1 protein-coding gene is annotated in these 15,499 nt (G+C 69.3%); it reads left to right on the top strand.

The window, feature by feature from the left end; translation table 11 throughout:
* The first annotated feature begins 77 nt into the window (after positions 1 to 77).
* Positions 78 to 15,497, top strand: coding sequence for a scabin-related ADP-ribosyltransferase (locus B086_RS46225; RefSeq protein WP_037873526.1), 15,420 nt, complete (start codon positions 78 to 80; stop codon positions 15,495 to 15,497).
* The last annotated feature ends 2 nt before the right edge of the window (positions 15,498 to 15,499 follow it).

Genomic DNA, 15,499 nt, shown 5'->3' with positions numbered 1-15,499 from the left:
GCCACTACCAGGAGATCGACCACGCATACAGGACCCACCAGGCAGAGGACGCCAGAGACGAAGCGATCCTCGAAGCCGTGGCCCGCACCGTACGCACCCTCGCCTTCCTCAACCCCGCAGCAAACGCCGAAANCCTCAACTACCACCTGATCCTGCCCAAACTCCTGCTACAGAACGGCCTCCCCGCCGTCGCACCCACCGGACTCCACGAGATGTTCCTCGGCGACCGCACCGTCACCGAGATCAAGAACGAACTCACCCGGCAGATGCAGCTCGACGCAGCCCCCGACCAACCCACCACACCCGAACCCACCACCGACAACCCCGCTAACACCACCCCACCGGCCGAAACAAACCCAGCCGACACCAACGACATCAACAACACCCACAGCACCCACAGCACCCACGACACCGACGACACCGACGACACACCCGCACCGTCCCGCAGCGACAAGGGCAAGGCCCGCGGCAGTGGCATCAGGCCGCCGGCCGACGACGTCCGGATCCTGTCGCAGAACGAAGCCGACGCCATCCTCGACGAGCTGCGGACCGTGCTGGGCGCAGACACCTACCAGCACACCATCGAACAGGCCGCGGACATCACCCGCTCGGTCGCCCGCCTCCCGATCGACCTGGACGGCGACCCGCGCACCGACCAGCCTCGCTCCTACGCCGTGCTGGTCGCCGTCGCGCACACCCTCGCCCACCACCTGAACGGCACCGACGACGCGCTCGGACTCGCCCACGCCCAAGCGCTCGTCCTGCGCGAAGAAATCGCCGGAGGCGACAGCCTGCGACACCCCGGTGGTGACCCGGTCCACGGCCGGCACACCCCTGCCGTGCCCGGCTCCGCACAGACACCCGTGCGGCACTCCCCGGCAGCGGCCGGGTCCGGACGGGGTCCGGCCGAGGAGCCCGTCCGGAGTGCGCAGGGCCCTGACCCGGCGGAGACGGGTGCCGACAGGCACAGCGCGGCGAGTGAACCCGGTGACCCCGGCCGCACGCACACACCCAGCCGCACGCACGCACCCGGCCACCCTGAGAGGACCGCACCCGGCCACCCCGAGAGGACACCGAACGACTACCGGGCGATGCTCGACTCCCCGGAGATCGCCGACAGGCCCCTGGACCAGCAGGGGTACGTCCGGATGTACACACTCGTCACCGGCCTGAACGAGGACGAGATTCCCTGGTCCGAACGGGGCCGCAGCAGCCCGGCCGCCGCCTCCGGACACATCGGATCGGACCTCGCGCAGGAGACCCTGCTGGGCCGGCCGCTGATCTCACGGGTCATGGGCTCGGTGCCGGAGGCGGGGAACCCGCTTCTGCACGTCGTCAGCGACGGCGACGGGAGGCGGATCGTCGCCGCCTACGACCGTTCCGAGATCCCGCAGTTGATCGACGCGGTCTTTGCCCGGCACTACCAGGAGATCGCTGCCACCGCCCCGCGCGACGACCTCGGAGTCCTGACGGCCATCGCCCGTACCGCGCGCGCCCTCAGCGTTCTCCGCCTCGGAGAAGGGGCCGGGGCTGTCCATGAGCACCTCGTCCTGCCCAAGCTCCTCCATGAACAGGGGCTCGCCCCGGTCGAGTCGGCCGGACTGTGGCAGATGGTGCACGGTGATCACACCGCCGGGGAGATCGCGCGGGCGATGGTCCACGCCGGATCCGGCGGCGAGCGTACGGATTCCGCGCCGTTCGGGCGGACATCGACACTGTTGTCCGACCATATGCCCGAAAAGGACTGGTGGCGTCTCTACATCAGCCCCGCTTTCCACGACGATGCGTTGAAATTCGCCGCCGACAATCCTGCGTCGCACGGCGATCCCGGCCTCTTCTTCGACGTCAGAACTGGTTCCCAAGAAAGCTCGCCGGGCTACCAGAAGAACATGATCCGCACCTATCATGAGATCCTGAACAGCCGACATCACTTCGGCAGGCGATTGGATTCTCGCGAGCACAAGAAGATCTATGACCTTCTCACCGACGGAATCGGGGGAGGTTTCAAGTTCGGCTGGACGACGGGTAACACCAGGTTCCCGCTCCGGATCGCATTCACGGACAAAAAAGGAAAGACTCACTTCGGTGACCTGAGCCCCGACGTCACCGAGGAACTCCTGCTCGGCCGTCCACTGGCGGCAGTGAACAAGATCGGCCGCGACCCGAGCGAACTCAATCCCGCCATCAGCGAATACATCAAGTCCGACGGGGCCCTGAGCACGAGCATCAAGACCGCGAAAGAGGCGACGATGTATGTCGACGCCATCTATGACCGGTACTACGAAGAAATCGCTCAGGCCGGTGACGACCGGGACCGGCGGGTCAGTGCCATCGGCCGGGCTGTGCGCGCTTTCATGGTCATCCACGCGTTCAGTGATGCCAACAGCAGGCTGAACATCCGTCTCCTGCTGCCCAAGCTGCTCCTTGAGAACGGATTTCCTCCGGTCTTCAGGAGGGATCTGCACGAAATATTCCAGGGTGGCTACTCGATAGAGAGCATCACCAGCATCCTCAATACGCTCATCAACGAAAGGCTCGCATTCTCCGAGTCCGGGGACAATTCGCCGCACCATTCTCAGCCCGCGGCGGAGAGCGAAGACTTCGGTGCGCTACGGTTGCCCGAGCAGGAGTGGTGGCGCTACTACATAGACCCCTCGGACCACGAGGACGCGCTGCGCAGCGTGCACTTCGGCTTTGTGCCCGGGAGCTACAACGACATCGTTTTTCCCGGCTACCAGCAGGGCATGACGGCAGCCTACAGAGAAGGGCTGAACCAGAAATCCGCACTCGCCACCCGTCTGGACGCGAAGGAGTACGTGCGGCTCTATCGGGTGGCCAAGGCACATATGGGCGACACCTCCGACTGGGCGGATCACCGCGCGAAGCCGGTACGCATCGACGCGGAACACCTCGATGCGGAACTCCTGAAGGAGACCCTTCTCGGCCGTAAGCTCATCCTTCAACTACCCGATACTCAGGGTCAATTCGACACAAACAATCCCCCTCTGGTCTATTTCAGCGAAAAGGGGCGGCATTCTGGCGTTGCCGAGATCGAAATTCAGCGGGGATATTCTCGTGAAGAGGTGCCGGCCCTGGTGGAGGCCGTACTCAGCCGCTACTACCGGACGATCGATCTACTGGATCCGAGTGATCACGATCAGATCCTCCGAGCCATAGCCCGGACCGTGCGTACTCTCATGATCATTCAGCCGTTCAAGAACGGAAACGACTGGATGAACGTACGCGTGGTGTTGTTCAGGCTCATGCTTGAGCATTCATTCATGCCGCCCATGACAAAAGAGTTGGCCGATGTCTTCAGCGGGGCAAACTCCGTGGAAAGCATGGCGAACACTCTCAAGAATTCCCTGGTCGTGCACCAGGGGCCCGGCATGTCCACCCCTGCCCCGGGGACGCAGGTACCGGACGGTGCTTCACGGTCGGCGTCCGATCTGGCAGCCGTGCGTTACTCGGAAGCAGCCGCTGCTTTCGAGGAAAGGCTCGGCCATTACCTGCTGGAACACCCCAGGTCGCTCGCGGCTGTCCGGGAGGTGGCGCAGGCCGTCTGGCGCATTCTGTCGATCCACGATCCCCGCGGGCTGACCCAGCTGGGAACCAGAGACGGAAAGGTGGCCGGCGCTGTCGGCGAGAACCCGGACGCCCTGAGGAGGGTCGTCGACTCCGGGAACATCCGGGAACTGAACGCGCTGCTGTTCAACGCCGTCAACGGCGGTGCACTGGACCGCCTCATCGAACCGCCCAGCTACAGCGATTTCCCCGCGATCCAGCACGAGCGTGTGTGGCGGCGAGGGCACACCCCGCCCGGCCCGGCCGAAGTGAGGAGCACCGACGGCCTGGTGCCGCCGCTCAGCGACGCCGAGCGCGCCTTCGCGGCGCGCCGGGACGCGTTCGGCCACGAGTCCGTGACCTGGTTCAACGCCGCGGCCCGGAGCCATCTGCCCGTCGAGGCCCCCCTGCACATGGACGGTCAGGGCACGGGTGCCCTGGTCGCCACAGGCACCTCCGGTTCGATGGCTCTGATCCTGGAAAGCGCCCGGCGCCTGGAGCCACTGTCCGGAAAGAAGTTCGACCTGGACGGGCTCCGGCTCGCCCTGCTGGGCAACAGCCTCTTCCTGCGGCACCACACACTGCACGAACTCATGCGGTCGGCTCAGCTGTGGGACGACGCGCACGATCAGGAGTACGGCTTCCGCTACGAGGACGGCTGGGGCCGCTACCGCCAGTTGGGTCCGCTGACCGAGGGCGAACTGCGTACGCATGTGGCCGAGGGCGGACTCTTCCCCGACGAGATCGCCCACGGGCTGCGCGAGCCGCGGACCGACGGCGTCGACGTCGCGGACGGCCTGGCGGTGCTGCACGCGCTGAGGCTGGACACCGGCGAGTGGGCCGGTGAACTCGAACGTGACACACACGGTGACCTGCTGCCGCCCTGGCGTCCGGACCCGGGGCTTCCTGTCACACGTCTGGACGCCTGGTCGCGATACGTGCACGCACGGCATGCGCTGGAGATCGCGCTGGAGCAGGAGCCGTCCGGCTCGGCTGTGCCGCAGGAGCACCGCGACCGTCTGGACGAGGCGGCCCGCGCCGTCCGGGCGGGCGGCCACGACCCCGGTGAACTCACCACTCGCTTCTCCCGGTGGGCAGGGGAACAGCGGAGGGGATCCGCCCGCCCCCTTCCGGGAGAAGCAAGGGAACCGGCCCCCGCCGGAGAGGGAGCGCAGACAGAGCCGTCCCCGGGCGAGAACCCTCCGCCCACCGTCCCGGAGCCGTCCCCGGCGGCGCCCGGTCGGCCGGGCAGCGGCGTGAGCCCGGCGGAGGACGACTCCACACGGCCCCGGCAGGTGCGTGCGGGGGAGGCGGAGCCGGCGGAGCCGCACGGTTCCGCGAATCCCGATGCCCTGGAGACGGCGTTCCGTACGCTGCCGCCCGGCCTGGCCGACGTCGCACGGCGGACGAAGCGGCCGAGCCACGACCCGGTGACGCCTGACGAGCCCCTGGCACGTCGCATGCCGGACGGAAGCCTGCACCAGGACGCGGTGGACGAGATCCTCAGCGGGGACAGGCCCTTCGACTCCACCCTGCGTTCCGTGGCGGGCAGGGCCGGCGTCTTCCACGGTGATCACGTGACGCTCGACGACCTGCGCGGACTGCCGGAGGAGACCCTCGTCGACTACCCGGAACTCCGCACCGCCATCCGTCTGCGGGAGACGGGAGACACCTCGCGCCCCCAGCGCCGGACACTCGTCCACGAGGGGGTCACGCTGGACATCCGGCACGGCCGCCCCAGTGATCCGCTGTTCCAGCCCCGGGTGGAACTCATGCAGGACGTCATCTCGGGGCTGCACGCGGCCGGTTTCCCGGTGCCGTCGGAGCTCCGGCTGAGCCTGCCGCGCTACACCCGGCAGATCAACGTGGGCAAGGACCGCGAGGGTCGCGTCACCGTGTCGAGCAGGGACGTACACCCGGAGCTGGCCGACGACCTCGTCGGTCTCTACTCGGCACCGGACAACATGCTCCTGGCTCCCCTCGCCGCGAGCCATGACACCGTGGACATCCGGATCGACGACATGGACAGGCCGGGCATCATGGCCCAGCTGGCCGACCAGGGTTTCGCCGACGCCCTGCACGAAGCCATCCACTGGCTGCACAGCCACAACCGTCAGCTGTACGCGGACCTCACGGAGACCGAGTTCGCCGGTCCGGAGACGGCGGCGCTGGCCGCCCAGGTCAGCGCCTACGCCGCCACCGATCCCGCGGAGTTCGTCGCGGAGTACGCGGTGGGCATGGTCATGGGCCGTACCTACGACCCGCCCGAGACCGCCGCCGCCCTGCACGAGATGTACGTCAAGCTCGGAGGGCCCCTGCCCGCGCACGGCACCGGTCTGCTGCCGTTCCGGCCGCCGCGGGGCGCGGCACTGGACTTCCTCACACAGGAGGTCACACGGGTGCTCGCCGAACGCGGCTCGGCGCTGCGGCCCGACTCCGCGCGGATCATCGAGGCCCACGAGGGTCTGACGACCTACGAGCGGTGGATCAGCCTGCGCGAGCGGGCTGCGGCCCTGGCGGAGGTGCTGACCCGGCCCACGCCGGGGTCGGGCGGGGACGGGGACCCGGCCGGTCCGCCACGGCCGACGGGGCCGTCCGCGACGGCCGTACAGGGCGACATGCTCCCCGGCGAGGGCTCGTCCCCGCTCCGGACCGCGGCTTCCGGCGAAGCCGCGAGGAACGGCACCGACGCCGCCGGACCCGAGCGCTCGGCGCCCGACAGCGACCCGGAGTGGGCCGAGAAGCCGCTGCCCGAGAAGCCGCTCCCCGGCATCCCCGCAGCCGAGGCCGGGCCGGGGGAGCCGGCGGATCATGTGTCCCCGCCGGAGGCCGGGACGCCCCGTCCGCCGGCCCGCATGACGGCGCTCGGCCAGATCGGCGGCGCCGACCGCGTGCTGCCGGCCGAGGACTCCGTCGACGCCGTCGCCCAGGGCCTCGTGGCCCATCTGCACGGGGCGCTGGGCGAGACCGAGCAAGTGGCGCTGCGGACCGAGTGGCAGCAACGGCTGCTCAGGGATGTCTGGCCCGCGCTGTCCGCCATGACCCGCGGCGAGGTCCGCGGACTCACCGTGGACATCGGGGACTTCAGCGGCGAGGTCTCGGTGCGGGCCAGGGTGATCGGTGCCGAGGCGAACGGCACCCTGGACAGTGTGGAGTTCGACGACGGCGGCGAGTCCTTCGTCCGTGACGGCCTCGGGCACGATGTCAGGTCGGCCTTCACCACCGGCCTGCTGGTACGAGGCAGGGCGGCCGAGCACACCGAGCTGAGGGGCTACCTGACCTCGAACCGGTCCAGCACGGAGTCGCACCACATGGTCACCAGCGGCCGTCTGTTCAGCCGTGCCAGCACCTCCGAACCGGCCCTCGTGTTCGACGCCGAGGTGCGGCTGGAGTTCCACTTCGGCAGCGGGGTCCCCCCGCTTCGTGTACCGGCGCCGGTGTCCGTGGTGATCGGCGAGGGGGAGATCCGCCCCCTGTCCGAGACGCCCGGCGCGAGCCACTACCTGCCTCCGGCACGCATCGAGCAGACCCTCGCTCTGGGGGGCATGGACACCGTGCGGGACGTGTTCCTCGTGGACGCCGACGGTGAACGCGCTCCGGGCATCCTGCACAACGCCCTGTTCGGGTCGGCGGCCGATCCCACGTCGCTGCGGCACTACGGGGAGCGGGTGTTCGGCGACGACTGGAAGGCGGTCCGCGCACTGGTCACGGACCGCCTCGCCTCGCTGGACGTGCTGTTGTACGAGCTCAAGGGCCTGACGGCGGGCGAGCCCCTGGAGATCCCTCTCGGCCAGGACCGGGGGGTCCTCCTGGTGTCGGCCGAGGTGGCTTCGATGAAGCACGTGCGGAACACGCGAGAGACGACGTTCAACACCGGTTCCGAGGTCACCCGCTTCTTCTCCGAGACCGAGGGGTCCTCCTGGGGCGTACGCGCGGCGGTACTCGTGCAGAGCGGCGACCTCCACGCGGGACCGGCCTCGGTCAGCGGCATCCCGCACGCCGAGTACGACCGTGAGGGCGCGCAGACGGTCCAGCAGTCGGTGAAGACCGGAACCGCGGTCAAGATGAAGGCGCCGGGCGCGGTCTTCGACGGCGTGGCCGTGCTGTCCTTCGTCCACCGCGCCGACCCGCTCGGCACCCCGGAGCCGACGCAGGGCGACGGCTCACCCGCGCCGGGGACGGCGGATCCGGCCGGCCGTCCGTCAGGCGGGCCCCGGGCCCGGATCGGCTTCCAGGCTGTCGTACCCGTTCCCGACGCCCGGACCGTCCCGCAGCCGACCGCCTTCTCCGCGGCCGACCGGGCGCCGGCACCGCGCCGGACGGAGGGACCGTCCCTGAGCACGGGGGACACCTCCTGGCGACCCGCTCCGGACATCTGGGGCTCCCTGCCGGGCCACACGGTCGTCTTCGACGTCCTGACCGGCGAGGACCCGGCTCCCGGCACCGAGCGTCCGGGGGCCCTCGTGGACCGTCTCGGCCGCGCGTACTTCGGCTCCGAATGGAGCACCACGCGCCCGGTCGCGCGCAACATGGCCAGCCGCGAACAGCTCGCGTCGAACCTGTCCCGGATGATCCGGGACATGGGCGTCCACAGCGGTCCGCTGCCGGCGCAGGAGCGCTCCGGCGCCCGGCTCACCCTGCGCGGGCGACTGGAATCGCTGGAGTACGTGGCGGTCCTGGACGCCGCCGACGTGAACCTGCTCAGTGAGGTGACGAGCGAACTGGGCACCGTGCTCGGTTCGACCGCGTCGCAGGGCCTGTGGCTCCAGGGCGGCGTGGAACCGGACCTCACCGACGATGTCGACCTGCGTGTCCACGCGCCCGGCGGCGGCCTCGCGCACCGCTCGCGCGCCGTGGACGGAACGTCCAGCGGTCACAACAGCGTCGCCAGTGCCAAGTACCCCGAGCCGATGGTGGCCTACGTCGCCACCGTGAGCACCGCCGCCACCCTCGGCCGTACCGGTGAGGAAGAGGCGCAGCACGGGCGGACCCCGATCCGTTTCGTGGTGGCGATCCCGCAGAGCCACGTACAGCGATTCGAGGTCGGTGACACCGACGCCGGACGGCAGATCTTCACACCGCCGCGGCCTGCCGGGAGTCCGGCAGACGCGCACGGGACGGTGCCGGCGTCGCCCGACGCGGCCTCCCCGGACACCGGGCGCCCGGTGTCCGCGCTCCGGTTCTCCCCACCGGTCCGGGTGACCGAGGAGGGGCGGATCGGCAACGGTGACAGCGTCGTGGAGCTGCCCGGTGACCGGGTCGTCCTGGAACTGCGGGAAAGGCTCTCCGCGACGCTGGGCGAGCACTGGGAGACGATCGAGGGCCAGGTGGACCAGTTCTTCGGCTCCCTCACGCTCCAGCCCCGGACCGCCGGACTCACGTCGGGTGAGACCTGGGGAAGCGTGTTCAGGGCGGGCCCCTGGAGCGCGGACATCCGTATCACCGGGGCCAGGGCCGAGATGACCCGGTACGAGAGGGTCGAGGAGAGCTTCGAGTTCGAGCAGGGCACGGAGTCGTCAGGAGGGCTCAGCAGCAGGAAGGACAGCGGTGTACGGCACGGACTGTGGCAGCGGCTCGGTGTCAGGGCGCCGCATGTGTCGGTCTCGTTGAGCCACACGCGGCAGCGGGAGTTCCAGGAGAGTCATGACGCCGGTGTGCGGGGCGGCGTCGTCTCCAAGAGCAAGACCGTCGAACCGGCCGCCCTGTTCGACGGGAGGGTGACCTACACGGTGTCGACGGAACTGTCGAACGTCAGGGCGGGTGTCTTCCGCGACCTGACGTCCTTCACCGTCGCCGACGACGGGCGCTTCGCGTTCCCCGTCCGGGACCTGCCGGTCGACCCGTCGACGGGCGAGGCGCCCCGGCCCGAGCACTCCTACGGCGTGCCCGAACGGATCGTGCGCACCCGGCGTCTCGGCGCCGAGGACGTCGTGCTCGACGTGCACCCGCTGACGGCGGGCCGTTCCGCGGCCGGAGAGGCGGCCACGGCCCACCTCGTGGAGGAGGTGCTGAGCCAGTTGGACGCCACGGGACCGAAGGCGTTCGGGTCCGAGCGCGGATGGCGGGCGGCCCGCGACCGTCTCTCGCAGCAACTGCGGGCATCGGAGTTCCAGCGCCGTCTGCGGTCCATGATGGCCGGTCAGCCCTGGTCGGTCCGAGTGGGCGGTCATGAGCTGGCCATCTCCGCGAGTGTGTGGGAGATGACGCACACCGCCGACACCAAGGAGTCCGAGTTCCACTCGGCCGCCGTCGACGTCGCGGACGCCGGCGGTACGCCCGGCCGCCTGCACGGACCGCAGCTCACCTCCAGAGGAGACAACCTCACCGTCCTCGGCACCTCGGATCCGCTCGGAGCGTCCCCCGCCGAGATCTTCGCGGGCGGCACGGTGTCCCGCACCGTGCAGGTCGAGGACATGGCGGATTCGTCCACCAGTGTCCGCTCCACCGCCGGAACCAAGACGAAGGTCCCGGGCAGCGTGTTCGACGGAGTGGCCCGCCTGCATGTCGAGTTCCGTGAGCGTTGGCGGCTCTTCGGACACGGTGTCGACACGCGCGTACCGAAGGGAACCCGCCGGGAACAACAGCACATCGGCCGGCTCCGCGACCGGCTCGCCGCCGCCCAGGAGCGCCTCGACGCCCACCGGGCCCGCGCCCAGGACCCGGCTGCCGGGATGTCCGGGCCCCGCGACGCCGGTCCCGGCCCGGACCGCTCGGCACATGACACCTCCCGGACGACGAACGCGGCGGAAGCGGCGGGCATCACCCCTGCGGCCGAGACCCTGCGGGCCGAGCGTGATGCCGCGCGCACCGCGCTCGACGACGCGCTGCGGGCCCAGACCCGGCGCATCCGGGCGTCGGCCGCGGCGAAGCTGAGGGCGGCTGGACCGGACAGCCACCCGTCCATGACCCGACGGGCGTTCGCGGTGAGGACGCGCACCGTCGGCGAAGCCGCGATCGGCTTCCAGGCCCTGGTGCAGAGCGCCGACGCCGTCAGGACGCCGGACCCCGACCGGGTCGCGGACCGGGTCGCGGACCCCGATCAGACAGGTTCCGATGCCGCTGCGGACCGCATCGAAAGCCGGGGGTCCGCGGTGGCGGCGGACTCCGGTGCCCCGGCCGTGCCGCGGCCACCGCGGTCGCTGTGGACCCATGGCATGGCACCCGGACAACTCGTCCGGGACCTGCCCGACGTCGGATCGCTGCGCGGTCTGCTGAACACCGAGGGACGCAGGGCGTTCGGCGGCACGTGGTCCCGGATCACCCGCTCGGGCCGGCCGCGCGGTGAACTCGTCATGGCGACGTTCACCAAGGACCGTCTGATGGCCGCGCTCCCGCGCCTGACCCGCGGCGGTGAGCTGCGCAGCGAGTCGTTCCGCGTGAACGGCCGCGAGGCGTGGGTGTCGGTCAGGGCCGAGGTGCTCGACCTCGCGCACACACGTGCCGAGCCGAAGGCCGAGACGGTGCGGGCCGGGGAGAAGCTCGTCCTGCACAGCCGGCGTGGCCTCCGCTCCCGTCAGTACTTCGTGCTGGGCCATCTCGGCGCGCTCGCCGGTGACACCGCGAGCAAGCTGGGGGCGGCACTCACCCTGGGCGGCGGGTTCCGGCACCGGACCCGGGCGGATCACGTCAGCGGTGGCCGCACATTCGCCAACACCAAGATCAGTACTCCGCTCGAACACTTCGACGGGCATGTGAAGTTCACCTTCAGCTTCCACCACGGCGGTACGGCCGAGGACGCCGCCGGGGTCGTGCCGGTCGCCGTCTCGGTGCCTGTTCCGCAGATCACCGAATACGACCGCGCCGTCCCGGCCCGCCAGGACTCGGCGCCCGCCTCACCGGCCACCGCGCACGACCCCGGCACCACGGCCGGTCAGGACACTCCCTCCGGGCCGGACAGTCCCGCCGGCCCGGACCGTCCCGCCTCCGACTCCGAAGGCCACCGGCCGCAGAGCATCAGCAGCATGGTCATGGCCTCGCTCGTTCCGCCGGGACCCGGCACGGAAACGGAGCCCGGCACTCACCCGGCGGCCGAACCGGCGGCTGTGAGCGATCCCGTGCCAGTGCGGCGGGAGGACCCTGCCGTCGGCGGCCCTGACGGCGGACCGAACGGACACCACCCCTCGGACCACGGCGAGCCCCTGGACGGTCCCACCGCTTCGTCCGCCCACGCGGGCCCCGGGCATGCCGCCGAACACACCCCCCGCCAGAAGATCGGCGACTCGGTCTTCTCCGTCCTCGCCCCCGCGGACCACACGGTTCACCGGCCCTTTGAAGCACTGCGCGACGGGGGAAGCGGTGCCCCGGAAGCGGGCGATGGCGGGGTTTCCGCGGACGATGCGGTCCGGGTGGCGGAAAAGGTCGCGGCGAGAGCGAGGCGCTTCGACAAATCTCCCGAAGGGGCTTTCCCCGAGGACGAGGTCCCCGAGGGTTCATTGAACGCCAGGCTGATCCATGCGCATTCCCTGATGGCGGAAGAGGGAATCGAGACGGTCGCTCTGCCCGGCGGCTCCAATCGGGCACCCCGGGAACTGCTGGAATCAGTTCGTAAAGCTCTCGCCGTCGAGTTGCATGAGGCTCCTTTCGGCGCAGCCAAGACGTTCGCCCACGAGATCAAGTCCAAGCTTCCCGTCAAGGCTGCGGACGGCAAGCTTCTCGCCGGTGTCAATCACGCCATGGTCAATGAATACGATCGTCCGATCGTCGAGAGCACGCCCGGAGAAACCCTGTGGCGGTTCAGCAGCGTCGATCCCGAACAGGCGATTCAGTACGGGTTCGTCGCACGGGATCCCAAGTATCTCGCGGACTTCGGACAACATGTCGCCACCGACGATGCGGATCAGTATGTCTCCACCACCAGGAATCCGCATCTCTGGCACCTCGAGGCGCGCTACCGGTATCGCCTGGAATCGTCGTACAATGACGACCCCACCGGAGTCGACGTGAACGCCTCGGTCCGACAGGCGAACAACAACCTGGAATTGCTCAATTACTCTCACGAAGAGGAGGTGGCATTTACCGGCCACATCCACCCGGGCGCAATTTACGCCGTCTACGACAGCAGTCTCCACCGAACGGGTTTCTGGCGCCCCGAAACCCGAACCATCGCCTGGTACCAGGGTGTGCACGATCTTCCCGACCGGTCACACATCACGCACACCGGCGGCACCGCCTCCTGGCCCGACGCCAGCACGTGGCGGCGCACAGGGGGCCAGCAGGGTTCGAACGTGGGCGGTATCTACAGCGACGGGAACTCCAGTTACTACGTCAAACTGGCACAGAGCGCCGACCATGCCCGCAACGAGGCACTGGCCGCACGTCTGTACCGACTTGCCGGCGCCCCCGTTCCCCATATCCATATGGTCACTCTGAGCGGACGCCCGGCAATAGCCTCCCGGATACTCCCCCACGCTTCCCAGGACTTGCGGCACCGACTGCGATCCACCAGCTACACGGAAGCAGTGCAAGAGCACTTCGCAGCGGACGCGTGGCTGGCCAACTGGGATGTCATCGGGGCGGAATATGACAATATCGTCACGGTTGACTCGCGACCTGTCCGGATCGACCTCGGCGGTGCACTGCTCTATCAGGCAAGGGGAAACCGGAAGGGAACGGCTTTCGGTTCCACGGTCCAGGAGTGGAACACACTGCGAGACCATCAGGTGAATCCGCAGAGCAGCCATGTTTTCAGCAGGATGACTGCGCATCAGCTACTGGACTCGGCACAAAGAGTGACCGATGTGAGTTCACGGGAGATCAATAGGGCTATTGAGGAGCTGGGATTTTCGTGGGATACAGAGAACCGACTCAAATCAGTCCTGCGGCAACGCAGGGACGACATCACCGGTCGGGCTCGTCGCCTGCAAGCTCACATTGACCAGCAACGCCAGGGCAGCTCTCGGCATGGCCGACGGGGATACGACCCGCTGGTGATGATGGTGCAGACCGACCAAGATTATGCGACCAGCAACGCCTATACCCGGCAGCTCATGGCCCAGCTCCTGACCCGCACTCCGGGAAGCCGGAGTTTCGAGAACCTTGCGAAGGCCCTCAAGACCTGGGCACCCGTTCACGGCCGAGGCGTGACCGCCGAGACCGGCCGCCGGCCCGACCCGGAGACGCCGGACGCCGCCCGGCCGGCCGAGGTGATCTCGCGGTCGGCCCGCCCGCTCGGCGAACTCGATCTGCCGGCCGTCCGAGAACTGGTCGACGACGTGGCGGACAAGGTGCTGCGGAAACTGGGTGCGGACGACGTCGGACCGGACGACCCGCACCTGGCACTGGGATCCCGCCTCGGTCTCGACGAGGACGCGCAGGCCGACCTGTATCTGTGTCTCGCGGTTCAGGACGCCCTACAGGGCGAGCTCCGGCCCGGACTCCTGCGCACCACGGTCGACGACGCGCCCGGCATCACCCGCAGCAAGGACGACGCCGAACTCGCGGGTGGTTCGGGACTCGGGGCACTGGCACCGCACCACAGCTGGAGCCGCGTCACGGAATGGGACCACGTGACCACCGCTCTGGCGCCCGGCGAGATGGGCCTGGTCGCCTGGCAGCGCCAGGACCGGCCCGGCCACGTGATCGCCGTGTACCGCCACCCTGCGGCAGGGCTGTTGTGGCTCGACCCGACCAGGGGCTCCGACGAGCGCCTGTCCGACAGCGGCCCGGCCTGGGACGCGGTCCGGGCCCACGCCGTCGTCCTTCGGCCCGGTGGTGTCCCACGCGCCGACGCGTTCCCCCGCGTGGTGGAGTCCTCCTCGACGGCACAAGCTCTGCTCGACGCTCCTTCGGACGGGCGTTACGGCGTCCACTACAACCTGATCCACCCGCACGACGTGCGAAAAGGGATCCGTGAGAGCTCACCCGACGACATCCTGTGGCGATTCAGTCCGCTCCCGCCCGAGAAGGTCTTCGCGAGCGGGTTCGCGGCACCCGCCCCCGACCGGATCGTGACTATGAGGCAGTACATGGGCACGGACAACGTCGCGCAGCTCATCTCCACGACACGCGACCGGGCTCTCTGGTACAACAACCGCCGCTACCGGTACGAGATCCGGCCCGCTCTCAGCCACGATGCCGAGGGGAGGACCGGCGTCGACACCGGCTCCTTCGAGAGCGAGGTGACCTTCACACTCCACATCGGCGCCGAGGCGGTGGTCAGTGTCTACGACCGGACCACGGACCGCACCGGATTCTGGAACCCCCGGGCAGAACAGGTCGAATGGCAGGGGGGCGATCAGCAGACCGTCACGGCGACCTCGTACAGGGGACGGGCCTCATCGGCCCACCAGTCGTCGGCCGCCGGGCCCTCCGGTTCGCACAGTTCAGCGTTTCCGTCACTGGTGCAGGCAGCTCAGGCACAGCCCTTCTCGCCCTATCAGCCCTCGTACCAGAAGCCGATCGGGAGCGGCTCCGGAATCCCGCTGAATCCCGCCTCCTCCACTTCCCACCGCGTGTTCCCCGCCGGCCGCCCCCATGGTCCGGGGCAGCCGGCCGGCTCGTTCAACACGCGGTTCCCGGGGCTCTACACCGGAGGCCCCCTGTACCAGGGCCCCTCTCATCAGCCCACGCCCTATCAACCCACGTCCTATCAGCCCACGTCCTATCAGCCCACGCCTCCGTCTGCCTTCCACGCGGACCACCCGGTCCTTCCGGACGATGCCGGGTACGGAGCAGCGCCTGGTTCGACGGCGTACCCGGCCCCCCAGGGGTACGGGACACCGCCGCAGCAAGGCGCGTATCAGCAGGGCCCCGCGTACCATCAGCCCTCCGCCCACCCGTCCGGCTCCTACGGTCCCCCCATGTCGCAGCCCTTCACCCCCACGCCGTACCACCCGCCGGTCATTCCCTCCATTTCCCAGGTCCCGGACTACAACGCGATTCACGCCGCGCCGAAGAAGCGGAGCCTCATGTCCAAGCTCTTCAAGAAGAAGTGACA

This window comes from Streptomyces sp. PsTaAH-124, from assembly GCF_000373685.1.
Taxonomy (GTDB): Bacteria; Actinomycetota; Actinomycetes; order Streptomycetales; family Streptomycetaceae; genus Streptomyces; species Streptomyces andamanensis.
Note: the sequence above shows the minus strand (reverse complement) of the source record. Positions and strands in the feature narration are given on the sequence as shown.